The following is a 25,739-nucleotide window of genomic DNA, read 5'->3' as shown; positions in this document are numbered from 1 at the left end:
GGAATAATAATAAAACTAGTGGTGATCTGTTTTGACTCTGCCCCGTAACTCATCGCAGACGTTAATGCGCGCCCTAACAACTTTCATGAGAACAACCATGTCCATAAAAGAAGAACAACTCAACACACGTACCGGTTTTAAACAGGAAATGCAGACGCGCCATATTGTCATGTTGGCATTGGGTGGCGTCATTGGTACCGGGCTGTTTCTCACGTCCGGGTACACCGTTAACCAGGCCGGTCCGTTGGGTGCGGTCATCGCTTACATCATCGGCGCACTCATGGTTTACATGGTCATGATGTGTTTGGGCGAATTGGCGGTGCAGATGCCGGAAACGGGTTCGTTCAGCACCTATGCCACGCGTTTTCTCGGACCTGGCACCGGCTACACCGTGGCGTGGTTGTATTGGCTGACCTGGACTGTGGCAATCGGCTCTGAATTTACCGCCGCCGGGATTTTGATGGCGCGCTGGTTTCCAGATACACCGGTATGGATTTGGAGTGCGCTGTTCGCAGGCTTGGTGTTTCTGACCAACGTGATATCGGTGCGCTTGTTCGCTGAGACCGAATTCTGGTTGTCTCTGGTCAAAGTGGTGACCGTGGTGGTGTTTCTGCTAATCGGTGGTGGCGCGATTCTTGGCCTGCTGCATATCGATCAGGCCCACAGTATCGGGCTGAGCAACTTCACTCGCGAGGGGCTTTTCCCTACCGGTTTCATGCCGATTGTCATGACGTTACTGGCGGTCTCCTTTGCGTTCTCCGGCACTGAACTGATCGGCATTGCCGCGGGTGAAACCAAGGACCCCCAGCGTAATGTGCCGCGTGCCATTCGCACTACAGTGCTACGCCTGGCAATCTTTTTCGTGGGGACCATTTTTGTCCTGGCGACCTTGTTACCCCGTGAACAGGCCGGTCTCGTAGAGAGTCCATTCGTCACCGTATTCACCTACATCGGGATTCCGTACTCCGCAGACATCATGAACTTCGTGATCATCAGTGCCTTGTTGTCGGCTGCCAACTCAGGTTTGTACGCTGCTTCACGGATGCTCTGGACCCTGAGTGACCAAGGTCACCTGCCCAAGCAGTTCTCGGCCCTGACCCGCATGGGCACACCACTCAACGCCATTATCGTCAGCATGGCCGGTGGCGCCGCATCGTTGCTCAGTAGCGTGTTTGCCGCCGATACCATCTATCTGGCACTGGTGTCGATCTCCGGATTGGCGGTGGTAGTGGTGTGGATGAGCATTGCCGCGAGCCAGATTGCTTTTCGCCGTCACTATGTAGCCAATGGAGGCGATGTCCGCGACCTCAAGTTCCGCGTCCGGGGTTATCCGTGGGTGCCACTGGGAGCGCTAATCTGCTGCAGCCTGGCGTGTGTGGGGATCGCGTTCGACCCTGAACAGCGGGTAGCTCTGTACTTCGGTTTGCCATTCATCGCCTGGTGCTATTTCGTGTATTACATTACCCGCAAAAGCCGCGAGCGACGCTTGTCGGTTACCCCCTTGGCACAACCTTCCGATGCGTACTAGGCACTGTCGACGGGGTGGGCAAGCGTGCTCGGTGGAGGGGGCGTCATTGAGGTTCAGACCATGAAGCAAAAGACGTTACCCCCATTGAACTGGTTGCGGGCATTCGAGGTGTCCGCCCGTTGCCTGAACTTCACCCATGCCGCCGAAGAACTGTTTTTGACCCAGGGTGCGGTAAGCCAGCAGATCCGCCAATTGGAAAGCCATCTGGGGGTTGCGCTGTTCAAGCGCTTGCCCCGTGGCCTGGGGCTGACCGAGGAAGGACAGGCCTATCTGCCGGTTGTGCAGGACGCGATCACTCGACTGGCGGTGGGGACCAACGAGATTTTTGGCCAGCACAAACGCCGGCCGATCAAGGTGCGCGGCAGCCTGGCTTTTTTCGTGCACTGGCTGGCGCCCAAGCTGGTGGGTTTTCGCCAGGCCCATCCACAGGTCGACATCCGCTACATCAGCAACATCTGGGTCAAGGAACTGGATGGTGAGGACGACATGGAAATTCGCTGGGGCCATGGTCAATGGCCCGGCCTGGTGTCGCAGCGCCTGACTTGGGACACCTTGTTTCCGGTCTGCTCACCAGCCCTGATGGCGAGCTCGCCGCTGACGGTGCCAGCGGACGTGGCGCACCATCCGTTGTTGCATGTCCTGGGTTACGAAGAGGGCTGGGGTTACTGGTTGAACATGGTCGGTGCGGATACCGTCGATTCGTCGACCGGCATGCAGTTCGACACACTGATTTCCACCTTGCGCATGGCCGAGTTGGGACAGGGAATTGCCCTGGCCCGGTCCTCGATGGTTGATGAAATGCTTCAGGACGGGCGACTGGTCGAACCCTTCGACCAGCGCATCGAAGCCAGCGAGTCGTTTTACCTCGTACGCGGTTCCGGAGCCGACCAACACCCCGACGCGGTCATGTTTTCCACCTGGCTGGTCGAGCAGGCACATCGCTTCAAATGAATGGCCGGAGCCAACCATGCGCTATGTAAGTACCCGAAATTCGGCTGTTCAGGTCAATTTCGAAAGGGTCGTGTTGTCTGGAATTGCCGATGACGGTGGGTTGTTCGTGCCGCTCGAACTGCCGCTGTTCGAACCGCAGGACATTGCCAACTGGTCGACCTTGCCCTACGACGAATTGGCCTATCGAGTGATCAGTCCGTTTGTTGGCGAGACGATCCCCGAGGCGGACCTCAAATGCATGCTCAAGGAAGCTGGCAGCCAATTCAGCCATCGGTCCCTGGCACCTTTGCATCAGGTAGATCGCAACGAATGGGTGTTGGAGCTGTTCCATGGGCCGACCCGCTCCTCGAAGGATTTTGCCGCCCAGTTGCAGGCACGGCTGGTGCAATACTTTCTGCGCAAACGCGGGCGCCGCGGGGTAGTGATCGGTGCCACCAACGGCGATACCGGGCTGGCGGCTATCGAGGCATTCAAACACTGCGACGAGACGGACGTGGTGGTGTTTTACCCGGAGGCAGGTGTACCGCAAGACCAACTCCAGCATCTGCAAGCGGTGGTGCATCCCAAGGTTCACCAGTTCGCAGTGAATGGCAGCTTCGACGAGTGCCAGACCATCGTCACTCGGCTGTTCCGACAGTGGCCGTGCACTCAACACGAGGCGATCAGTTTCAACTCCAGCAACTGGGTCAGTGTGTTGGCGCAACTGGTGTTTTACTTCCACGCCGTGCTGCAACTGGGAGGGGGGCAGCGTCCGATCGGTTTCAGCGTGCCAGCCGCGAGTTTTGCCGAGGTCTATGCCGGTTACATCGCGCAGAAAATGGGCTTGCCGATCACCCAGATGATCGTTGCGACCAATCAGAATGACGCGTTGCATCAGTTGTTTCTGAAGAACCACTACTCGAGGTCGCGAGCCAACAAGACCTTGTCGCCGGCCATGGACCTGTCGATCTTTTCTAACCTGGAACGTTTTCTCTGGGAGCTCTACGGGCATGACGATCAGGCCGTGGGCGCGCTAATGGCCGCGTTCGAATCCAGCGGCGAGATGAGCATCGCCAACGAGTTCTGGTTGCAGGCGCGGATGATCATCGACTCTTACGCGGTCAGTGATGAGGAGACGTTGAAGGAAATCACCTCGCTGTATCGCGACACCGGTTACGTCATCGACCCGCATACCGCCACCGGTGTCCTCGCAGCCAGGATGTATCGCCGAAGCCTGGTGGCGCCGATGGTTACCCTGGGGGAAATCTCGCCAGCCAAATCGGCGGTGCTGCTCGGCGAGCTGGGGATCAGCACGCCGGCGCAATACAGCCCGGTCGCGAAGCAAGGGCCGGCGCAGCTTTACCGGATTAAACCGGACGACCTCGACACCATCCATCAGCTGCTCGGCGCGCTGTGAAGGCGCGGCAACAGGAGGCCAAGTGAAGCGAATTCTGGACCCTCTCGATGAACGCATCATCGCGGAACTGCGGCTCAATGCCCGGGCTGCACACGCCGAGCTGGCGGCGAAGGTCAACCTGTCGCGCAATGCCGTGCGCCAACGCATTGAACGGCTTGAGCGCGACGGGGCGATACAGGGTTATACGGTACGCACGGGGGAGGGGCGACAAGCTTCTTCGAACATCAATGCGGTGATTTTCGTCTACCGCTACGACCGCATGCGCGGCGCGGAAGTACTGCAGGCCCTGCGGGCAATACCGGAAGTCATTCAGTGCGATGTGATGAGTGGCGAGTTCGATCTGATGCTGCGGGTCGGCGCTGCCAGTGCGGAGCGGGTGCATAAGGTCTGGAATGAAATCTCTGCGTTGCCCGGAGTGGAAAACACCGTGACCTCATTCGTGCTGTCGTCCGTTGTCTAATCCTTTATCGTTCTGAAAAAAGCCAACCTGTGTTGGCTTTTTTTTATGCTTGGCGTTTTGCCCGGGTGCTGGTCAAAACGCCCACAAAATAGAGCAAATTGGCCTATTTCACTGCCCTGGCCGCGCCCCTAACCTAGAGCCCAACAACCCATCACCCGGATCAAGGGCACAAAAAAATGACTGAATACAAACTGGCGCTTGTCGGCTTCGGCGGTGTGAACCGGGCATTGGCTCAGCTGATTGCCGAACGTAACGAAAACTGGAAAACCGAACTGGGTTTCACTCTGAAAATCGTTGGCGTGACCGACCTGTTTCTCGGTTCGGTGATTGGCCGCGAAGGGCTGGACGCCGCGTTGCTGGCCAAGCTGCCGGCAGTCAAAGGTGCATTGGCGCAGCTTCCGGGTGGCGAAGCAGATGCCCTCAACGAAGCGGTGATCAAGGACTGCGGTGCAGACATCATTGTCGAAGCCACCTTCACCAATCCGGTAGACGGCGAGCCGGCCACCTCGTTCTGCCGTTGGGCGCTGGAACGCGGCAAACATGTAGTCACCACTAACAAGGGACCCATTGCCTTGCACGGCGCCGAGCTGAAAGAACTGGCCCGACGCAATAACGTCGCCTTTGAATACGAAGGTTCGGTGATGAGTGGCACGCCGGTTATTCGCCTGGCCAAGCAGTCGTTGGCAGGCAGCTCGATCGTCGGTTTCGAGGGGATTCTCAACGGCACGTCCAACTTCGTTCTCACCTGCATGGAAGGCGGCCTGGGGTTCGCCGAAGCGGTCAGCAAAGCACAGGACCTTGGGTATGCCGAAGCCGATCCGACGGCGGATATCGAGGGGCATGACGTGCGCCTCAAGGTGGTGATCCTGGCCAATGAACTGCTGGACGCCAAGCTGAACGTCAGCGATGTCAGGTGCAGCGGTATTTCCTCACTCGACCTTGGCGACATTGAAAAAGCCCGGCAGGACGGGGCTCGCTGGAAGCTGATCGGCGCAGCCATGCGTCATACCGATGGTTCGATCAGTGCCAGTGTCGAACCGCGCTTGTTGAACAGCGATCATCCGCTGGCCAGTGTTTCCGGTGCCACCAATGCCGTGTCGTTTACCACCCATCTGCTCGGCGCGGTGACGGTTTCGGGGCCGGGGGCAGGGCGCATGGAAACAGCGTTTGCGCTGCTGTCGGACATCATCAGCATCCACCAGTCTGTTGCGCGCAACTAGGAGAAAGCCTGTGAACCTGTCACGTCTGTCCCTGGCTGTTGTGGAGCCGCAAATCGAAGTCTTTAACCCCTTTGACGGCACCGTCATCGGGACCGTCGCGGATGTCTGTGCGTCGCAAGTGCCGCAGCTGATGGAGACCGGGCGCAGCGGTGCGCGGGTGTGTGCCGGGTTACCGCGTCATCGTCGGGCACGCATTCTCGAGCAGGCTGCATTGAGCATCGAGCGTGATGCCCAAGCGTTTGCCCGGCTGATCGTCGACGAAGCCGGCAAGACCCTCAAACAGGCAGAAAAAGAAGTCAAACGCTGCGTCAACACCCTCAAGCTTTCTGCCGAAGAGGCCAGGCGTAATGCCGGGGAAGTGGTGCCTTTCGACGCCTATGAGGGCTCTGAGTCACGCCAGGGCTGGTTTTCCCGCGAACCCCTGGGGCTGATCGTCGCGATTACTCCGTACAACGATCCGCTGAATCTGGTGGCGCACAAGCTCGGTCCCGCCATTGCCGGCGGCAACGCGGTGATTCTCAAACCGTCTGAGCTGGCGCCGTTGTCGGCCATCAAATTGGTGTCGTATCTGGTCATGGCAGGGTTGCCCGAATCGGTCGTCACGGTCGCCACCGGGGGGGCGGAACTGGGCAAGGCCTTAGTCGCCTGCCGTGAGGTGCGGATGATTTCCTTCACGGGCGGCTTCGTCACCGGGGAGCAGATCGCACGCACCGCCGGCCTGAAGAAACTCGCCATGGACTTGGGCGGCAATGCGCCGGTGATCGTCATGGGCGACTGCGACCTTGAGTCTGCCGTCGAGAGTTGCCTGTCGGGAGCCTTTTGGGCGGCGGGGCAGAATTGCATAGGTACTCAGCGCCTGCTGATTCAGGCACCGATTTATGAAGCGTTCCGTGAGCGTTTCGTCAGCCAGGCCAAGGCGCTTGTGAACGGCGACCCTATGCGTGCCGACACCGATATCGGCCCGATGATTACCCCGCAAGCCGCGCAGAATGCCGAGCAAGTGGTGAACGACGCGTTGCAAGAGGGCGCCACATTGCTCTGCGGCCATCGGCGCCAAGGTTCGTGCTACGCCGCTACGGTATTGGAAAACGTCGATCATTGCAGTCGGCTGTGGCGCACCGAAGTCTTCGCGCCGGTGGTGGTTTTGCAGCCTTTCGAAACCTTCGATGAGGCCATCGCATTGGCCAACGAGCCCGAATACAGCCTGCATGCGGGGATCTTCACCAATGATCTGGCCACGGCCATGAGCGCCGCACGAAGAATCGAAGCCGGGGGAGTGATGATCAACGACTCCTCCGACTACCGCTTCGATGCGATGCCGTTTGGCGGCTCCAAGTACGGCAGCCTGGGCCGGGAAGGGGTGCGCTTCGCCTATGAGGAAATGACCCAACCCAAGGTGGTGTGCCTGAACACGCTGGGTTAATCGATTCGAGGAACCTCTAATCAGGTCGTTTTGCATTGGGAAGGTCTGGTCACCCGCCCAATGCATTTTTTTTGGCGTTAGCTGCATTTATTGCCACGAGAACCGGCCCAGCCGCAGTCAATTCTGCGCCTTGCGCAATTCGGTGAAATAACCGGGTGCCCATCTCACGCTCCAGGTCGCGGATCTGCAGGCTCAATGGCGGTTGTCCGATGCCGATTTGCTGAGTAGCACGGGTGAGTTCTGCTCTTGAGCGACGGCTAGAAAGTAGCGGATGACCAGAGGAGGCGAAGTACACCCAATGGTGCGCGGTTTGAGTACAAGCGCTTTACTGTAACGACAGCCCCTGAGTTATTTAGAGTTCAGGGTGCCTCGTAAACTTTTTTTGCAAACAGAGCGATGGCGTTTGCCATTTCACGGGGGCGTTCCGGGGCCATGGCGTGTCCTGCACCCGCGATAGTTTTGTGTTCAACCCTGTCTCCAAGCATCGACTTCAAGATGTTTGGGATTACGACCGCATCCTTTTCCGCCTGTAGATCCAGAATGGGCACAACCGCACCTGCAGACCAGTAGCTGTCGATGGGAGTAGTGTCCCGAGCGTGGTCTTGGGCTTGATGGGTCTTGTCATACCATCCGGTAAGCCAGGCGCGAGGATCATTTCCAGGCGCAAAGAAGGCCTGTTTCAGGTATTCGATTCGCTTGGTTTCTGGCAACGCATAATTGCCCGCTCCCTTGATGGCTTCGAGCATACGGCCATAGGGTTTTTCCGATGATCCAGGCGGAAGTTTGCCGATCGAAGCTGCGGCAAGAACAACTCCTTTGACCAGATCTGGGCGGTCGACCGCCAGAACGCGAGCAGGTTGGCTCCCCCAAGCGTGCCCAACCACGACGGCGGGCCCTGTTTTTGCCTGATCCATGACCAAGGCAACGTCTGCAGCAAAATCATGCAACGTCGGTGTATCCATCGGCGCTTTACTGCCGTTCACACCACGAGGTTCCGGACGTATAACACGATATCCATCGTCGGCCAGGTAACGTGCCACCTCGTCATAATCGTGAGCGCCGCGTCCTTTAGAAGGCAGGATGACGATCGCTTTCCCTTTGCCTTGGTCTAACGCCTCGATATGTACTTCACCTTTCTCCGCAGTAATTGTATGAACAGAATCCCAAGAGTTTGCCGAAGCATTATTGGCGAAAAAACCGACAAGTATGAATGACGCTAAGAATTTTCTGGAGCGCATAGGACGACCTTTTATTTTTGTTAAGCAACGAAACGTGGCGGGGACGCCTTTACGAGACTATTCGTACGCATGTAAATATCAAATACCTTCTCGTAATGGCTTGTTATGTTTATTGGGTATGGGCTGTTGAATGTCAGGTGCTTACTTGCCGAAGCCATGCTTCAGGGCTATGGATTCCTATGGTTTAAAGGTGTTGGCGCTCCAAGAAATTACTCCCATATGCTGAGGCGTCTCTGACCACAAAAATAATGGGAACGTGATGTCAACGATATCGACTTTAGAAGTACCGCTACGAGAATCAGTTGAGGCTCGAGCCTGTCGTAAGGCGGCGATTCGGTTAATTCCACTCTTGGCAATCGCTTATTTTTTCAACTATCTGGATCGAACTAATGTCGGCTTTGCTGCATTGACGATGAACGACGATTTAGGCCTGACAGCCTCACAGTTCGGATTTGCTGCGGGTATTTTTTATATTGGCTACTGCCTGTTTGAAGTTCCTAGCAATCTTGCGCTTTATCGCTATGGCGCTCGCCGATGGTTGGCAAGAATCATGATTACATGGGGCCTGTTTGCTGCAGGTACTGCGTTTGCTCAAGGCCCCACCAGCTACGCAGCGATTCGGTTGCTAGCAGGTATCGCCGAGGCGGGATTCTTCCCCGGCGTTATCTTTTTTCTTTCACTTTGGTTCCCCATTCAGTACCGCACGAAGGTTATGGCGTGGTTCCTGTTTGCCATTCCGATTTCGTCAGTAATTGGTGGGCCGTTGTCGGCCGCTATGCTGGCATTAGATGGGCTTGGCGGCTTTGCCGGTTGGCAGTGGTTGCTGGTTCTTCAGGGCTTGCCGGCATGTTTCATTGGACTTCTCTGCCTCAAGCTTCTGGCTGATAGACCGGCCAACGCTCGCTGGTTAACCATTGAGGAGCGCCAGGCACTTCAAGCGGCATTGGATGCCGAGCATGAAGCAAAGGGCTCGCACAGCTTCCGTCAGTCCATCGCGGATAAGCGGGTTTGGCTGTTAGCGGCAATCCTCTTCTGTTACATCATTGGCATTTTGGGCATCGGTGTCTGGTTACCCCAAATCCTCAAAAGCCATAATCTGAGCACTATCCAAATCGGCTGGATTTCAGCCATTCCATACTTGATTGCCAGCGTTGCCATGCTCTTGTGGGCCAGGATTTTGGCTCGGAAGCGGCGCTATATTCTCCACTTGGCAATCACCTGTGGAACAGGCGCAGCGGGTTTCATTTTCTCGGTCGTCTACAGTGATCTCCTACCAGCATTGATTGGCCTGACGGTTGCGTTGATTGGATTGAGTTCCGTGCGCACTTGCTTCTATAGCATCCCTGCGACTTTTCTAAGCAAACAGGCAGCGGCAGGAGGCATTGCATTCATCAACGCCGTTGGCAGTCTCGGTGGTTTGGTTGGCCCACTCGCGGTGGGTTGGCTGAAAGATCTGACCAACTCTTTCAACGCTGGATTGATCGCTATGGCAGCAATGCTTTGCCTGGCCACTGTATTGACGATCATCCTGAAATTGGTTGTTAAGGAAAGGTAACAACAAGCCGTCGTCTGTGGATCAGGAACTCTCTGCTCACATGACTCGCCGAAAAGCTTTTCACGATAAATGAGCTGACGGGCAAACAAAAAACAGGCGCCTAACTGGCGCCTGTTTCATTTCTCAAGTAGCCAGTTTTACTTGGCGTACTGAGCCTTGGCAAAAACAGAAATCGCATCTGCCATGGCTTTGGGTTGTTCCGGCGCCATGGCATGACCTGCGTTCTTGAGAACAACGATCTGAACGCGATCACCGAGCATGCTTTTGAGCACTCCAGAGAATCGCCGTGGTGCGACGGTATCTGACTCACCTTGTAGATCGAGTATCGGTGCTGTGCCTGCAGCGAAATAGTCATCTACGGGAGTGGTATTTCGAGCATGAGATTCTGCGTTGTGAGTTTCATCGTGCCAACCGCCGAGCCACACAGTCGGGTCGTTGCCGGGGGCGAAAAATGCCTTGCGCAGATAGATAAGCCGCTGTTCTTCAGAGAGGGACATATCGCCGGCACCATCAATTGCTTGGCGCATCTCAGCATTGATTGGCTTTTCAGTTGAACCCGGTGGCACTTTCCCCGCTGATGCAGCAGCCATCACCACTCCGCGAACCAGGTCGGGGCGATCAGCGGCCAGCATGCGCGCCGCAAAGTTGCCCCAAGCATGGCCGACAACGACTATCGGGCCTTTGTTTTCATGATCGACTACAGCCGCAACGTCCCGAGCAAAATCGTGTACGGAAAGGTTATCCATAGGCCCTTTGCTTTGACCAATGCCTCGCGGTTCTGGTCTTACAACCCGGAACCCGTCAGCCTGGAGGTAATTGGCAACCTGATCGTAATCGCGACCGGAGCGACCCAGCGATGGCAGCATCACGATGACAGGCCCCTCACCTTGGGAGTTGACCTCAATTTGCACGTTGTCATAGCGCACCACCTCCTGCTTGAGGGCGGGCGTGCTGGCCATTGCAATTGCGGCAGCCAGACTTAGCGTTGCTCCGAATAAAAAGCGCGAGATGGTTTTCATTGTTGTTCTCCTGGACTTAGTGGGATTTCGCAGGCTCAAGACCGCTTTCTACTAACAGTTGACGGGTAGCAGGATTGATGAGGAAAGCGATGAACTCACTCGCCGCTGTGGTGTTATTGGTTTGTTGTGCAACAGCTGCACTGAAGCGACTGACCTTTTGAACTTCATCGGGAAGCGGCCCCAGGTAGTCAACGCCAGGCGTGACTTTCAATTCGCTAACCTGCTGCATGCCAATGTCCGCATCTCCGCGTGCCAGAGCCGTACCCACTAGCTCCTTGCCTTGGATCTCCACAGTCTTTCCCTTGACCTGATCGGTGATGCCCAGACGCTGGAACAACTCGGTGCGAATGAATACGCCGCTAGCCCCTTGGGAATAAGCGATTTTGTCAGCGCTCAGAAGCGCTGATTTAAGCGACGACACACTGGAAACATCCGGATGTGGTCTTCCATGAGGTACACCCACCCCGATGCGTGAGTCAGCGATTTCACGACGTGTAGCAAGGTCAAAAGCGCCAGAAGGTGACAACAGATCAAGTGTCTCATCAGCCATGATGGCCAAGTCCATTGGCTCTTTGTGCTTGATACGTTGAGGAATCGATTCGAGTGATTCGCCCATTGAAGGCCCCCAACTGATAGTCAGGGTGTTGCCACTGGCTTTTTCGTATACGGGTTGAATATGTGCCATGGCTCCCTTGAGGGCGCCGCTGGCAATAATTTTCAACTCGGTGGCTCCAGCCATCTGAGTAAATGTGAGCAAGCTGGCGAGACCTGTTGAGAGCAACAGCGGGGTGTTTTTTATTTTTTTCATAGGACTACCTTCAGAGAGTGACGCCGTTTTCAGGCGCCGCGAGTGTTGACGAACAGGGAATACAGAGAAGTTGTTGAAGTCATCAGCAGGCGATTTCCGCGTGGCCCTGCGAAGCACAAATTGGCGCAACGTTCCGGTAGGTCGATGTGACCGATAGGCGTACCGTCAGGCGCGAAGATGCGTACTCCATCGAGGCCGGGTTCCGACGCCCCCCAGCCACACCAGAGGTTGCCGTCGACATCAATACGCAGACCATCAGGTAGCCCGGTCCCCGCATCGATCAGTTCACGACGATTGCTGACCTGACCTTCTTCGTCGACGCTGTAGGAAACGATTCTGCGAGGACGCGCCCTGGACTCGACCAGGTAAAGGGTTCGTTCGTCGGGAGAGAACGCCAGGCCGTTCGGGCCCTCAAGATCTTCCGCTACGCAGTGGAGTGATCCGCTCTTATCCAGGCGGTAAAGGTTTGCCGGAAGCGAAGGGGCTCCCTGGCGTCCCATGTAGTCACTGATCAGTCCGAATGGCGGATCGGTAAACCAGATGCTGTCGTCCGACTTCACCACGATGTCATTGGGTGAGTTCAACGGTTGGCCGTCGAAGCTATCGGCCAGCACGGTGATACTGCCATCGTATTCAGTACGGGTGACGCGACGCCCACCGTGCTCACATATAAGTAACCGGCCCTGGCGATCGCGGGTCATCCCGTTAGCTTGCGTAGCGGGCTGCCTGAACACGCCTATGACACCCGTGGCTTCGTCCCAGCGCATGATTCGATCGTTCGGCAAGTCTGTGAATAGTAGAAACCGACCGTCCGCAAACCATACCGGGCCTTCAGCCCATCGAAGGCCGCCTCCCAGACGCTCCACCTTCGCGTGAGCAAGTCGATAGTGCGCGAAACGCGGATCTAATTCCCGTACAGCGGGATCGGGCACGCGGGTGCTGGGACGCCATGAAATCTCGTCCATCATTTCATCTCCTGCGGTGACTGAAGTTCAGGTGTAAAGGCGAGCCGGATTGTCGATCAGTACGGCCTTCTGCAAAGCAGGGCTGTCGCAAACTTGCAGAATGAAATCGAGTAGATCGCTGTCTCTCGGCACGGGGCCTTTGATGTTTGGGTGAGGCCAATCCGATCCCCAGATTGCTCGCTCCGGCGCGCACTCCAACAGCCCTCGAACTTGATCCAGTGCCTGCGGCCAAGGCCCAGCGGCACCTTGCATGGCGCGGTCGATTCCAGAGAGCTTGATCCATCGATTGGAGCGACCCAGTTGAGATCGAAGTTCGTTCATCATGGTGGTGTCGATCGGTTTGGTGAGGTCGGGCCGCGCCATATGGTCGATCACCAGAGGCGTGGCGAGGTCTTCCCAAGCCTTTAGGAAGGGCAGCAGGTCTTGCAGTTCACCATGGACAAGGACATGCCAACCCAGGGGCGCCACACGCTCAGCCAAACGCCGTAGCTTTTGTGGATCCCGTGCACCGGGTAAATGCCCCATCAGGTTGAAACGAATACCGCGCAAGCCACCGTCGTGGAGAATCTGCAACTGGGCGTCAGTTGTGTCTTCATCGATAATTCCGACGCCACGGTAGCGTCCTTTACTGTTAGCGATTGCTGCCAGAATTGCGGAGTGATCAGTGCCATAAGGCGCTGCTTGCACCAGCACACCGTGGTTGATACCCAGTCGCTCATGGATGGCCAGCAGCTCAGGGAAGGGTGCTGGTTCAGGCGTATAGGCTGCATTGGCCGGGAGAGGGAATTGATCCCAAGGGCCGTAGATATGGGTATGGCAATCCCACACACTCGATGGCTTGGATGAAGTGGACACGGTAGCTCCGAGAGTCTGATCAAACGTACCGCCGACCAAGCTGATGCCGGCTGCGGTGATCACGGTTTGCTTAATGAACAGGCGGCGCGCCACCTGAACGGGGGATAGGTCGTCCATCGTCGATTGACTCTTGTTTTTGTAGAAGGACGAGGCTTCGATCTGCGAAGCCCTTGTGGCGAATCAGTCGCAGCGGGCGGTCATGCCACCGTCGACGATGATTTCCGTCCCGGTGACGAAGCGGGCCTCATCACTGGCCAGGTAAAGGGCGGCAAAGGCTGTGTCTCGGCCATCACCCATGAATCCCAGCGGAATGCGTGCCAGACGCGTGTCGAGCAGTTTGCTGACATCGCCGCCCGTGCGTTGTCCAGCCAGGCGCACCTCTACCATTGGTGTATGAAGCTGGCCCGGCACAACGGTGTTCACCCGGATGCCCTTAGGGGCATATTCCACAGCGGTGACGCGAGACAGCTGTATCACGCCAGCCTTGCTCGCTGCATAAGCCACTTGCGCTGAGCCAGTCCAACGGATGCCGGAAGTTGATGCGGTGTTGATGATCGAACCGCTGCTCTGTGCTTCCATCAGAGGCAGTACATGCTTACAGGTCAGGTAGACACTTCTGAGGTTGAGGGCGATCTGAGCATCGAATTTATCTTCAGCCAAAGCGACAGCGCCACCGGCAGCGGAACCGCCGACGTTGTTGACTAGAATATCGACCGTGCCATAGGTCTCTTTGCAGGCCGCGACCATGGCGGCGACAGCCTGACTATCCGTTACATCGCAGGCAAACGGAGTCACCTCACCGCCAGCTTCGCGGATGCGGCCCAAGGTTTCTTCCATTGCGTTGAGGTCGCGGTCGACCGCGAAAACCTTAGCGCCAGCGAGGGCGAAAAGTACGGCTACAGCACGGCCATTACCCCAACCGCTGCCAACACAACCGGCGCCGGTGACGATAGCAACCTTGTCTTTGAGACGGTCACTGGTGGGAAGAATATCGGTCATGGTGCAATCCTCAGTTAATAGTGGTTGGCAGTTCGGGAGTCGCGCCAGCCGGTGGCGGAACTTCGAACACCTTGATAGTCATTGAAATCAGGGTGTAATAGCCGGCAATACCGACCAGGTCGACAGCCGCGTCGGTACCCAGGCAATCGATAAATTCGCGGTAGAGCGCGTCGCTAATTCCACGCTGAGCGTGTAATTCACGAACGAAGCGGTACACCAGCGCTTCATCTGCATTTTCGAACCCTGGTTGCTGGTCATCGCGGATAGCGTCGATGATGTGCGACGCCAGACCCGCCTCGAGCGCGAAGGGCTTGTGTGCGGCCCATTCGTATTCGGCCAGCCAATGACGGCCCATCATCAATATCGCCAGTTCCGAAAGGCGCGGTTCCAAACACGTGTCGTAGCGGCAGTAACGTCCCAGTGCCTGGGCACATTCGGCCAGCTCGGGGCGGTGAAGCCAGATAGCCAGTGGGCCTCGTACGCCTTTGCGCGGGCCATTGGCAATGCGGTCGTAAACAGGACGTTGCGCATCGCTGAGATTGTTCGGGTCAATAGGGGGCAGACGATTCATGGGGCTTTCCTGTCAGGAGCGCTGGGACTGAATTTGGGGTTTCTGGGTAGGCTCATGCGGAGTCTCACGTGATGCTGCGATCACAGGCGGACGTAGCAGACTGCGGCTCGGCTTGCGGCCTGTTTCGCGCTCAAAGTCTGCAGGGGTGAACGCGCCTTCCCACCGGGCAATTGCAAATACTGCAATGGTGTTGCCGACGATATTGGTCAGCGCAGTGGCGGTAGCCATGATTCGGTCAATACCGAACAGCAGACCCAGACCACTCAGCGGCAGGGTTTGCACCGATTGCAGAGTGGCGGCCAGTTTGATGAAAGCGCCGCCTGCAACGGTGGTGCCGCCCTTGGAAGTAATGCTCAGGATTGCCAGCAAGCCGAGCTGCTGTAACAGAGAGAAAGGCGTGTCGGTGGCTTGTGCGATGAAACCGATCGCAACGGCCATGTAAATCGCAGTGCCGTCGAGATTGAAGCTGTAGCCGGCTGGAAGTACGAAGCCGACAACGACCTCATCACAGCCGCTGCGCTGGAGTTTTTCAATCAAACGCGGAAATACCACTTCACCGGATGCCGTGCCGAACACCAGCAGGATTTCATCGCGAATCAGGCGTAAAACGCTGCCGAACGGTAGGCCAATCGACCAGCTGATCGACCCCAGGATACCGAATACGAAGATCAGCGAAGCAGCGTAATAAACGGCAATCAACTTCAGAAGATAGAGCAGCGTGTCGCCGCCGTAGCTGCCAATCGCGGCTGCCATGGCTCCGAATGCACCCAGAGGGGCCAACTTCATGATGAAGCTGAGCATTTTGAAGAGGATGCTCTGCGCCTCACCAATCGCCTTTACAGCAACCGAGTCCGGGCCACAAACGCGGTTGATCGCAATACCAGCCAAAACAGAGATGATCAAAACCTGGATGATGTCCCCTTTGGCGAAAGCATCGACAAGGGTGTGCGGGATAAGCCCCAGCAGATAGTTGACCATGGAGACACTGCCAGCGGCAGCGGTAGCCTTGATCGCTTCGCTTGATTCGTTCATGCCCGTCGCGTGGAGACCTACACCAGGTTGAACGACGTTCACGAGTACGAAGCCAATGAGCATCGCAACGGTGCTGACGACTTCAAAATAGATAAGCGACTTGATGCCCAGACGGCCCAATTTGCGCATGTCCTGGACATGGGTCAGGCCGTGCACGAGCGTCACAAAGACAATCGGCGCGAGCATCATCTTCAGCAGCGCGATAAACGCTTGGCCGAGGGGCTTCATGGCCATGGCCCATTCAGGCGCCGCGAACCCTAGTACAACCGCAGCAACAAGCGCTATCAGCACTTGCACGTGGAGCTTCTTCAACTGATTCATGGCATTTCCTCGCCCTATATCGGGCGTAATTGTTCTTGTGATGTTGCACACGGAGATGGCCAGTCCCCGGTTTCGAGGTATCTGTTGGGAGCATAGAAAAAACTAAGGCTAGGCACAAAAACCTTATTTTGATAAAAAGCTATGCTCGTACGGCATGGTGAGCGTGATGGATATTAGAGAGCTTCGTTCCTTTGTTAAGGTCGCCCAGTGCGGTGGCTTCAGTCGGGCGGCTAAACAGCTTTTCATTGCCCAGCCAGCGTTGAGCCGGCAGATCGCCAAACTGGAGGAGCAGCTTCAAGTCGAACTTTTTATTCGCCATGGACGAGGTGTCGAGCTGACCGCTGCAGGATCACGATTGCTCGAACGCGCTGAAGTCATGCTGCGTTATATGGAAGAAACCACTGACCATGTTCGCAACAGTGCAGCTGAGGAGCGTGGTCATCTGGCGATAGGTCTGCCTCCTGCGATCGGAACCATCGTGGGCCCACAACTTATTCGTCGTTTTCACGAACGTTGGCCAAAAGCTTCACTTCATGTATTGGAAGGATTAAGCACCTCCTTGCAAGAATGGCTGCTGGACGGACGCATCCAGGTAGCCGTGGTTTACAACCAACCATTGCTAGAGGCTTTCGATGTAAGACCGTTATTCAGTGAACGAATGGTGCTGGTGGGGCCGCCCGGTGAGATCTCGAGGTCGGTTCGCATAACGGGGCTTGCGGAGTTCCCATTGATCCTTCCGGGATTGCCCCATAGCAATCGTCGGCTGATTGAGCAGGTGGCGGCACAGAATGGTTTCCAGCTCAACGTCATATTTGACGTGGACAGCGTGGGCTTGACCAAGCGATTGGTTGCCGAAGGAATGGGGTATTCAATCCTTGCGCATGCGGCGGTTCAAGAGGATGTCGCAAAAGGAACATTGGTTGGACACGCCATTGAACGACCGGGGATCCGATCGACTGTTTCACTGACAACGCTCAAAGACCGTCGCAGCAGCCGTTTGGCGCTCAGCTGGGAAAAGATTTTGCTGGAGACCCTGGAAGAGCTTGTTACCACTGGAGCTTGGAAAGAGGCGACCCTTTGGCTCTCCAGGGAAGGACATACAACATAAGTTTTTTGAGCTTTGCGCGTCGGTAAAGCTCTGTCGAGACGTTCCAGAAACACAAAAGCGCTGCGGGCGCCTTTTTTTTGCCTGGTGTTTATGCAAAGTCGAAGCCTTGTAAAACCACTCAATGTAGTCAACGATGCAATTGGCCTTCGTCCTTTTGTTGTGCCAAGGACCCTGTCCCATTTCCTGAATGTTCAGGACTAAAGTTCGCGCACGTTACCCACAAAAGACCTGATGACGGCAGAACCGACTATCCTTTCGGATAGTGAACGCTGCACTCTTTGGCAAAAAGGGACGCCATGCCAGACTATGATCGCGTTATCGGCTCCAGACCCGGCATCACATGCGGTGATCGAACTTGGCGACTCTGGGTGGCTTCAATTACGGTTTCCTGTCTTTTCGCGGCAACTCCCGGATACGGCCAGAACCTGCCAGCCGAAGCGGGTGGCGAAAACGCCACGGTTACGGTGATTCAAGCGCAGGAAATCGTTTCCAGGGCCACCCTCGAAGCCGTTCGCTGGAGCGGCCCTGAATCCGGCCCGCAAGCGCCGCGGGGCAAGAACATCGCCTTTGTCGCAGAAGATTTGCGTAATGGAGGAATTGTCGGTGTTGCGCAGGGCGCTCGCGAGGCAGCCAAGGCGATGGGCTGGACGCTGAAGATATTCGATGGCGCCGGGTCATCGGCCGGGCGCGCAAAGGCCTTTTCCGATGCCCTGGCCGCGAAACCCGACGGCCTCATTCTGTGCGGCTCCGATGCCCTTGAGAACAATGCGGCGCTGATCCTCTTCGCCAACAGGGATGTGCCGGTGGTTGGCTGGCACGCCGGGGCACACCCCGGGCCGATTGACGGCACGCCGGTGGCCATGAATGTCACGACCGACCCGCTCGAAGTGGCTCGCCTCACGGCCATGGCGGCAGTGGCGCAGTCAAACGGACACGCCGGCGTGGTCATCCTGACCGACTCCAGGTTCAGCATCGCCATGGCGAAAGCCAAGGCCATGGAAAATGTCATTCGGGGCTGTCGGGAATGTACGTTGCTGGAAGTGCGCGATGTCGCGATCTCCGAAAGTGGCGAAAAGATGCCGGCGATCACCAAGGAGCTGCTTCAGCGCTATGGCAAGCGCTGGACCCACACGCTGGCCATCAACGATATCTATTTCGACTACTCGATTACCTCATTGACCAACGCCGCAATACCCAGCGACGGCATCAGTCTGTTGTCTGCCGGTGATGGCAGCGCTTCGGCTTTCTTGCGCATACAGGCAAAAACCTACCAGACCGTCACCGTGGCCGAGCCGCTCAACCTGCATGGCTGGCAAGTGATGGATGAATTGAACCGGCTGTTTGCAGGTCAGCCGGTGAGCGGCTTCGTAGCACCGATTCACTTGGTCAATGCCGACAATATCGCCTTCGACGGCGGGAAGAAATTCCAGTACGACCCTGACAATGGCTATCGAGACATCTATCGCCATCAATGGAACCCCTGACAGTGGACGTTACTTCCCGGCTCGGACGCCAGCTATTGCCGCAATCGCTGCGCGCACAGTTCACACTGGCGTTTCTGACGCTGGCGCTGCTGATCCTGGCGGGTGGTGCCACTGCGGTCTACGCGTTGCGCACGTCAAACAGCGCCACCCGCCAGCTGACGGATGAACGACTGGTCCGCATGCAAGATGGGCAAGACATGCTGCAGCGTACCTTGCTGATCGAACACCAGACCGATCAGCTTCTGACAACCCGCTCCCCCGACACCCTGCGTGCAAGCTACGCGGCGACCGTCGAACAGCTTGAAGCCCTTGATCAACTGGTGCAGCAGCTGACTGCCGCGAACAGTGGCGTGGCGATACTCGACATGCATCAGTCGAGTCAGATGTTCCGCAATACCGCCAACATCGTTGCGCAGCTGCGAGAAAGCCTGCTGCAAACCGAGGTCACCTTCGAACAAGCCCTGGAGGATCACTCCGCCCGGTTAACCGCGACCCAGACCCGGGCCAGCCTGGAACTGGCGGTGTTACTTTTCGATCTGCCGCAGGCTGTTGACAGTGATGCCGTGCAACGGCTGCGGACCCGATATGAGCGCCTGTCACGCACCGCAGGCAAGTTACCCGAGGCTGATGTGCAGACGCCCGATCTCTTTTCCCTGCGACTGAGGCTCATCAATCAGCACAACGTGATACAGCGCTTCAATGAGGAACTGAAGGATGAGGCCGGGGTTCTGGTCGCGGTGGCCCGTGCGCAATCCAATGCTTACACCGAAGAGTATCGCGAAGCCGTGCAGCGCCTGGTCGAGGCCTCAAATCGTAGCCAGCAATGGGTGTTGATCATGTTGGGCGCCAGCCTGGTGTTCGCCTGGTTCGTGACCCGGGTCTTCATGGGCCGTCATGTGCTCGTGCGCCTGAATGAAATAAGCCGGCAATTGCGTCAGGAACACACTGACAAAACGCATTTGATGATGGCCGAACACGGGAAGGACGAGATCGGCAACATGGCTCGCGCGGTGAATCAATTCCTCAAAGACCGACTCCAGCTGGAAAAAAAAACCGTCCAATTGAGTATCGCCACAGAGCGGCTCGCCGTGCAAAACAACCGACTAGAGCAAGAAGCCGTCATCCGTGCCGGACAAGGTCATGTCCTGGAGCTGATCGCCAGGAGCACCGAGCTTGCAGAAGTCCTCGACAGCCTGGCTCACCTGGTCGAGTCGCAACTGGAGGGGATGATGGTGTCCATCCTGGTGCTGGATGAGGATGGCAAGCACCTGCTGCACGGGGCGGCCCCCAGCTTGCCGAAAGCCTATAACCAGCTCATTGACGGGATTGCGATCGGTCCGAACGTCGGTTCATGTGGCACCGCGGTGTATCGACGAGAGCCGGTCATCGTCACGGATATCGAGCTGGATCCGCTGTGGGAGGAGTACCGTTCAGCCGCTGCGCCCTATGGATTTCGCGCCTGCTGGTCGACGCCGATTCTGTCCCATGAGCGAAAGGTATTGGGTACGTTTGCCTTGTATTCCAACACCATACGCAGCCCTAGCTCGACCGAGACGCGACTGATCGACATGGCGACACCTCTTGCCGGCATTGCGATAGAACGCCAACTGACCGAAAAGCGCATTCGCTATATGGGCGACCATGACGCACTGACCGGGTTGCCGAATCGCACACTGCTCGAAGACCGTCTCAAGCAGGCAATACTTTATGCGCAGCGCTACAACCGGCTGGTGACGGTGGTGTTTCTTGATCTGGACAAATTCAAGCTGGTGAATGACAGCCTTGGGCACAGTGCCGGAGACGAACTGCTGAAAACCGTCGCCCAGCGCATGCTGGAGTGTGTGCGCCGCACCGACACCGTCGTGCGACTGGGTGGCGACGAGTTTGTGATCATCCTGTTCGACCAGCCCTCAGACCTCGACGGCGTGACTCCAGCCCTGCACAAAATCCAGGAAGCCATCCTGCAACCGATTCAGCTCAGCGGACATACACTCCATGTCACCTGCAGCATGGGGTTGGCCACCTATCCTGCAGACGGCGGCGATACCGACACGTTGCTCAGCAACGCGGACGCGGCCATGTACCGGGCCAAGGAGCTGGGTCGCAACAGTTACCAGTTCTATACGAGCGAGATGAATAACAAGAATCAGGGCAAGCTCGCCATGCAAGACGGGCTTCGAAACGCTCTCAACCATGACGAGTTCCTGCTGCTGTACCAGCCACAGGTGGATTTGCAGTCAGGTCAGATTATCGGCGTAGAGGCACTGATCCGCTGGCAGCACCCCGAGCTCGGCATGGTGTCTCCAATCAAATTCATTCCGCAGGCCGAAGAGACCGGGTTGATCGTGCCCATCGGCGACTGGGTGATTCATGCCGCGTGCAGACAGAACAAAGACTGGCAGGATGCGGGCTGTCCGCCGATCACCATGTCGGTGAATATTTCAGCACGCCAGTTCATTGAAAGGGACCTGATCGACCGGGTGATGCATGCCTTGCAAGAAACCGGACTGGACCCGAAGTACCTTGAGCTGGAGCTGACCGAAAGTCTGATCATGCAAGACCTTCAGCAAGCCATCAGCAAAATGAAGCAACTGCAATCAATGGGAATCAGCCTCTCGATCGACGACTTCGGTACCGGCTACTCCAGCCTCGCGGCATTGAAAAGTTTCCCGATCGCGAGACTCAAGATCGACCAGTCTTTCGTGCGCGATCTGCCCGACAACGAGAACGACAAAGCCATCGCCACCGCAGTGATTTCGCTGGGGCACAAACTGAACCTCAAGGTCATTGCCGAAGGTGTCGAAACCGAAGCGCAGCAAACCTTCCTGCGTGAAAACGGCTGCGATGAAATTCAGGGCCACTTTTTCAGCAAAGCGGTCAGCTGCGATGAAATCAGTCTGTTACTGCGTACGCCCCGATTGCCTCAACCGAGCCGTATTGCGAGCCCTGACTCGGTAAGGCGAAAACGCGATGTAAAACGCCCAAGCAGTCCAATGCCCGGGCATCAATGACTTCGGCAAGCTGGCACCGTTTTACGGCAGAACCCTGTAGTTCAGGGGAGGGCGCCGGGCCAGGCAATTGTTGCCGCCACAGGCGGAGCCGGTTGAGCGCGACATCACCCAGCCCGCCGGGCTGACCGAAGCTGGCAAAGCTGCTGCCAAAATCATCGGGCAAAAAAAAGCTGCCTGAAGTGGCAGCAGAAAAAACAGCAGGCGTTGAATGGCTAGAGTATTGCTATCGGAAGGTTACAAAACGATGACTGATGTTTATGTCTCGAAGACGGCACCTTGAGACGGCTCAACCACAACGCCCCCTGCATCTATCCAGACAAGCCAGCCTTCGGGCGTGCTCGCTTCTTCGATTCTGATCCGCATCACTAGCATCCCGCATGTACCTTTTCGCCATGCTCTCCTGGAAATTCACGACCGCATCAATATGTTCGTCACCGTGAAGACCCGGCAGCATTCAATGGCGCGGCGCCCAGCTATACCTCAATCTGGACAGCACTGACTGACCGCCGATTAAGCTGCCGGTGACGCCGGCACCTGGATCCAATTCAGGGCGACTCAGCGAACTGGGCTTTCTGCTCTTTCGATATGTGGCAAGTGAAGGCACAATGTGCATCCTTTTTTTGGCTGGCCTTGCCGGAGGCCTCGAAATGATCAAGACGCCGTACTACCTCATCGACAAGCAAAAGCTGCTGGCGAACATGCAGAAGATCGCTTATGTGCGCGAACAGTCCGGGGCGAAGGCCCTGCTGGCACTCAAGTGCTTCGCCACCTGGTCGGTGTTCGATCTGATGCAGCAATACATGGACGGCACTACGTCGTCGTCGCTCTACGAGCTCAAGCTCGGTCGGCAGAAGTTCGCTGGCGAGACCCACGCCTACAGCGTGGCCTGGGCTGACGATGAGATCGAGGAGATGCTCGATAACTGCGACAAGATCATCTTCAACTCCATCGGCCAGTTGCAGCGCTACACTGAAGCTTCAGCAGGCAAGGTGCGCGGTCTGCGGGTCAATCCGCAGGTGAGCAGCTCGGATTACCTGCTGGCCGATCCGGCGCGGCCGTTCAGCCGTCTGGGCGAGTGGGATCCGGTGAAGATCGAGCAAGTCATCGAGCAGATCTCGGGCTTCATGTTCCACAACAATTGCGAGAACGCCGACTTTGGCCTGTTCGACCAGATGCTGTGCACCATCGAAGAGCGGTTCGGCCACCTGCTGCACAAGGTCGAGTGGGTCAGCCTCGGCGGCGGGATTCACTTTACGGGTGAAGGCTATGCGATCGACGAGTTCTGCGCGCGGCTCAAGGCCTTTTCGCAGAAATACGGCGTTCAGGTCTACCTGGAACCGGGCGAAGCCGCCATCACCCAGAGCGCGTCGCTGGAAGTCACCGTGCTCGACACCCTCTACAACGGCAAGCACCTGGCCGTAGTGGACAGCTCCATCGAGGCGCACATGCTTGATCTGCTGATCTATCGCCTGAATGCCAAGCTGGCGCCCAGCGAGGGTGAACACACTTACATGGTGTGCGGCAAATCCTGCCTGGCCGGCGACATTTTCGGTGAGTATCAATTTGATCGGCCGCTGGCCATCGGCGATCGGCTGTCGTTCATCGACGCCGCGGGTTACACCATGGTCAAGAAAAACTGGTTCAACGGCCTGAAAATGCCGTCCATCGTAGTGAAACAACTCGACGGTACAGTCGAGGTGGTTCGTGAGTTTGGTTACAACGACTACCTGTCCAGCCTCTCGTAATCTGGCAGAAAGGAGATATAAAAAAATTGAAGAAAAACGTTCTTATCATTGGTGCAGGAGGTGTCGCCAAGGTGGTGGCCCACAAGTGCGCGCAGCACAACGATGAACTTGGTCGTATTGCTATCGCGTCGCGCAGCATCTCCAAATGCCAGGCCATCATCGACAGCGTCAAGGCCAAGGGCAGCCTCAAAGTGCCCGCCGATATCAAGGCCTTCTCGCTGAACGCTCTGGATGTCGAAGCGACCAAGGCGCTGATCCGCGAAACCGAATCGCAGATCGTCATCAACGTCGGTTCCGCCTTCCTCAACATGTCGGTGCTGCGTGCCTGCATCGATACCGGCGTGGCCTACCTGGACACCGCCATTCACGAAGAGCCGGGCAAAATCTGCGAGACGCCGCCGTGGTATGGCAACTACGAGTGGAACCACCTCGAGGAATGTCAGCAGAAGAACATTACTGCCATTCTCGGTGTGGGGTTTGACCCGGGTGTGGTCAACGCCTATGCAGCCCTGGCGCAACAACAGTATTTCGACCGTATTGATTCGATCGACATTCTCGACGTCAATGCCGGCTCCCATGGCAAGTATTTCGCCACCAATTTCGATCCGGAAATCAACTTCCGCGAATTCACCGGACAAGTGTGGAGCTGGCAGAACAGTCAGTGGACCAGCAACACAATGTTCGAAGTCAAACGCACCGACGACCTGCCGGTCGTAGGGCCCCAGAACCTGTACCTGACCGGCCACGATGAAGTGCACTCCTTGTCGAAGAACCTCGGCGTGCCCAACGTGCGTTTCTGGATGAGCTTTGGCGAGCACTACATCAATGTGTTCACCGTACTGAGGAACCTCGGCCTGCTCTCCGAGCAACCGGTCAAAACGGCTGAAGGCCTGGAAGTCGTGCCGCTGAAAGTAGTCAAGGCCGTGCTCCCTGATCCGAGTTCGCTGGCGCCTGGCTACACCGGCAAGACCTGCATCGGCGACCTGGTAAAAGGCACCAAGGATGGCCAGCCGCGCGAAGTGTTCATCTACAACGTGGCCGACCACGAGGACGCTTACGCAGAAACCGACAGCCAGGGCATTTCCTATACCGCTGGCGTGCCACCTGTGGCGGCAGCCCTGCTGGTCGCACGCGGGGAGTGGGATGTGCAGCGCATGGCCAATGTCGAGGAGCTGCCGGCCGAGCCGTTCCTCAAGGCGCTGGATGTGATGGGCCTGCCGACCCGCATCAAGGACGAGAGTGGAGACCGTCCTTGGAACTGCAACGCCTGAGGCGCGCAAAATACCGGTGAATCCCGGTTCCCGCGCTAAACACAAAAACGCCGCTCATTGAGCGGCGTTTTTGTGAGGGTTCATATTGCAATGAGATCTGATCCGTCCACTCAAAAATCACCCGATAAGGAAAACCGATACCGGCTTAAGGATTTTCCAGAGGCGGGGCAGGTACCTGCGGCTTTAGAGTCACGCCCAACGTTCGACTGTTGCTTCGGCCAGACGCCTATCAATGGCACTAGAACAGTGATCGTATGACCATGGTTGAACAAGTTGCCTGGCGTACGCCGGGAGGATTGGAGGCCTGCCGACCCACATGGCCCGAGTTATCTGGATTAAATCGAAATATTGAAGGGAGCCCTTTGAGACAGACGGCCATTTTTCAGATTGACAGTGTGGTATTGGAGTCGATATAAAAAGCGCAGTTGTACGACGACAGACGATTTATCGACTGCTCAAACCCCTAAAAATAAAAAAGTGTCGGCCCCCATCATGAATTCATCCTGTTTACTCAGCTCCCTAAACGCCCTTTCTAAAGATGCGATCTTGGCTGTTTGCGTTTCCGCGCAGCAGGTCTGTTGCACGCGATTGCCCTGCCAAACGATTGACCGCACGTCCAGTTCCCGCTTCAACCGCTGAGCCTGGAAAACCCATTTCGAGAGCGTTCGCGCATTGTGGCACTTGATAGTGGGGATTGATTATTCAAGTTAATCGGTAGACACGCAGGAGCCTGACTGCCTTGGCGCTGACTCATCGCGTTTTGGCAATGCTCCCAGGAC

21 protein-coding genes are annotated in these 25,739 nt (G+C 56.7%); 12 read left to right on the top strand and 9 right to left on the bottom strand.

The window, feature by feature from the left end:
• The first annotated feature begins 97 nt into the window (after positions 1 to 97).
• The 6 genes from KGB14_RS06870 to KGB14_RS06845 all read left to right on the top strand — a co-directional run bounded on the left by KGB14_RS06870 (position 98) and on the right by KGB14_RS06845 (position 6,978).
• A complete protein-coding gene (locus tag KGB14_RS06870; RefSeq protein WP_223485105.1) occupies positions 98 to 1,528 on the top strand; it encodes an amino acid permease in 1,431 nt (476 codons plus the stop codon).
• Positions 1,529 to 1,588: 60 nt separating this feature from the next.
• Positions 1,589 to 2,479, top strand: a complete 891-nt coding sequence (locus KGB14_RS06865) for a LysR substrate-binding domain-containing protein (RefSeq protein ID WP_223485104.1) — start codon at positions 1,589 to 1,591, stop codon at positions 2,477 to 2,479.
• Between the two features lie 16 nt (positions 2,480 to 2,495).
• Complete coding sequence (gene thrC / locus KGB14_RS06860) at positions 2,496 to 3,875, top strand: threonine synthase (RefSeq protein ID WP_223485103.1); 1,380 nt, start codon at positions 2,496 to 2,498, stop codon at positions 3,873 to 3,875.
• 22 nt (positions 3,876 to 3,897) lie between these two features.
• Entirely contained in the window at positions 3,898 to 4,335 is a 438-nt protein-coding gene (locus tag KGB14_RS06855) for an Lrp/AsnC family transcriptional regulator (RefSeq protein ID WP_223485101.1), read from the top strand.
• Between the two features lie 176 nt (positions 4,336 to 4,511).
• On the top strand, positions 4,512 to 5,555 hold the full coding sequence (locus KGB14_RS06850; protein WP_223485099.1) for a homoserine dehydrogenase: 1,044 nt from the start codon (positions 4,512 to 4,514) through the stop codon (positions 5,553 to 5,555).
• A gap of 10 nt (positions 5,556 to 5,565) precedes the next feature.
• Positions 5,566 to 6,978 (top strand): aldehyde dehydrogenase family protein, encoded by a 1,413-nt coding sequence (locus tag KGB14_RS06845; RefSeq protein ID WP_223485097.1) that lies wholly within the window; start codon positions 5,566 to 5,568, stop codon positions 6,976 to 6,978.
• Between the two features lie 49 nt (positions 6,979 to 7,027).
• On the opposite strand, the gene KGB14_RS06840 is transcribed toward KGB14_RS06845, so the two are convergent.
• Positions 7,028 to 7,273, bottom strand: coding sequence for a LysR family transcriptional regulator (locus tag KGB14_RS06840; protein WP_411740776.1), 246 nt, complete (start codon positions 7,271 to 7,273; stop codon positions 7,028 to 7,030).
• A 64-nt stretch (positions 7,274 to 7,337) separates the two neighbouring features.
• Positions 7,338 to 8,216, bottom strand: coding sequence for an alpha/beta fold hydrolase (locus KGB14_RS06835; protein ID WP_223485095.1), 879 nt, complete (start codon positions 8,214 to 8,216; stop codon positions 7,338 to 7,340).
• A gap of 259 nt (positions 8,217 to 8,475) precedes the next feature.
• On the opposite strand from KGB14_RS06835, the gene KGB14_RS06830 reads away from it, so the two are divergent.
• A complete protein-coding gene (locus KGB14_RS06830) occupies positions 8,476 to 9,771 on the top strand; it encodes an MFS transporter (RefSeq protein ID WP_223485092.1) in 1,296 nt (431 codons plus the stop codon).
• Positions 9,772 to 9,908: 137 nt separating this feature from the next.
• Here KGB14_RS06830 and KGB14_RS06825 read toward each other — a convergent pair whose 3' ends face one another.
• The 7 genes from KGB14_RS06825 to KGB14_RS06795 form a co-directional block, all read right to left on the bottom strand.
• On the bottom strand, positions 9,909 to 10,790 hold the full coding sequence (locus KGB14_RS06825) for an alpha/beta fold hydrolase (protein WP_223485090.1): 882 nt from the start codon (positions 10,788 to 10,790) through the stop codon (positions 9,909 to 9,911).
• A gap of 16 nt (positions 10,791 to 10,806) precedes the next feature.
• Complete coding sequence (locus KGB14_RS06820) at positions 10,807 to 11,598, bottom strand: substrate-binding domain-containing protein (RefSeq protein ID WP_223485088.1); 792 nt, start codon at positions 11,596 to 11,598, stop codon at positions 10,807 to 10,809.
• A 29-nt stretch (positions 11,599 to 11,627) separates the two neighbouring features.
• Complete coding sequence (locus tag KGB14_RS06815) at positions 11,628 to 12,566, bottom strand: SMP-30/gluconolactonase/LRE family protein (protein WP_223485086.1); 939 nt, start codon at positions 12,564 to 12,566, stop codon at positions 11,628 to 11,630.
• Positions 12,567 to 12,590: 24 nt separating this feature from the next.
• On the bottom strand, positions 12,591 to 13,535 hold the full coding sequence (locus KGB14_RS06810) for an amidohydrolase family protein (protein ID WP_223485084.1): 945 nt from the start codon (positions 13,533 to 13,535) through the stop codon (positions 12,591 to 12,593).
• 63 nt (positions 13,536 to 13,598) lie between these two features.
• Complete coding sequence (locus tag KGB14_RS06805) at positions 13,599 to 14,417, bottom strand: SDR family NAD(P)-dependent oxidoreductase (protein ID WP_223485081.1); 819 nt, start codon at positions 14,415 to 14,417, stop codon at positions 13,599 to 13,601.
• Positions 14,418 to 14,427: 10 nt separating this feature from the next.
• Positions 14,428 to 14,988 (bottom strand): carboxymuconolactone decarboxylase family protein, encoded by a 561-nt coding sequence (locus tag KGB14_RS06800; RefSeq protein ID WP_223485079.1) that lies wholly within the window; start codon positions 14,986 to 14,988, stop codon positions 14,428 to 14,430.
• Between the two features lie 12 nt (positions 14,989 to 15,000).
• Positions 15,001 to 16,341 carry a cation:dicarboxylate symporter family transporter gene (locus KGB14_RS06795; RefSeq protein ID WP_223485077.1) on the bottom strand — a complete coding sequence of 447 codons (1,341 nt, stop codon included), beginning with the start codon at positions 16,339 to 16,341 and terminating at the stop codon, positions 15,001 to 15,003.
• A 166-nt stretch (positions 16,342 to 16,507) separates the two neighbouring features.
• Here KGB14_RS06795 and KGB14_RS06790 point away from each other — a divergent pair, with 166 nt between their 5' ends.
• From KGB14_RS06790 to KGB14_RS06770, 5 genes are all read left to right on the top strand, one after another.
• A complete protein-coding gene (locus KGB14_RS06790; protein WP_223485075.1) occupies positions 16,508 to 17,449 on the top strand; it encodes a LysR family transcriptional regulator in 942 nt (313 codons plus the stop codon).
• A gap of 464 nt (positions 17,450 to 17,913) precedes the next feature.
• Positions 17,914 to 18,933: a substrate-binding domain-containing protein gene (locus KGB14_RS06785; RefSeq protein ID WP_223485268.1), complete on the top strand. Its 1,020-nt coding sequence runs from the start codon at positions 17,914 to 17,916 to the stop codon at positions 18,931 to 18,933.
• Complete coding sequence (locus KGB14_RS06780; protein ID WP_223485073.1) at positions 18,921 to 21,944, top strand: EAL domain-containing protein; 3,024 nt, start codon at positions 18,921 to 18,923, stop codon at positions 21,942 to 21,944. Before KGB14_RS06785 ends, KGB14_RS06780 begins: the two co-directional genes overlap by 13 nt.
• Before the next feature lie 647 nt (positions 21,945 to 22,591).
• Positions 22,592 to 23,689: a carboxynorspermidine decarboxylase gene (gene nspC / locus KGB14_RS06775; protein WP_223485070.1), complete on the top strand. Its 1,098-nt coding sequence runs from the start codon at positions 22,592 to 22,594 to the stop codon at positions 23,687 to 23,689.
• A 26-nt stretch (positions 23,690 to 23,715) separates the two neighbouring features.
• Positions 23,716 to 24,960: a saccharopine dehydrogenase family protein gene (locus KGB14_RS06770; RefSeq protein ID WP_223485068.1), complete on the top strand. Its 1,245-nt coding sequence runs from the start codon at positions 23,716 to 23,718 to the stop codon at positions 24,958 to 24,960.
• Positions 24,961 to 25,739 lie beyond the last annotated feature (779 nt).

Source organism: Pseudomonas sp. A-RE-19 (assembly GCF_019956555.1).
Lineage (GTDB): Bacteria > Pseudomonadota > Gammaproteobacteria > Pseudomonadales > Pseudomonadaceae > Aquipseudomonas.
Note: the sequence above shows the minus strand (reverse complement) of the source record. Positions and strands in the feature narration are given on the sequence as shown.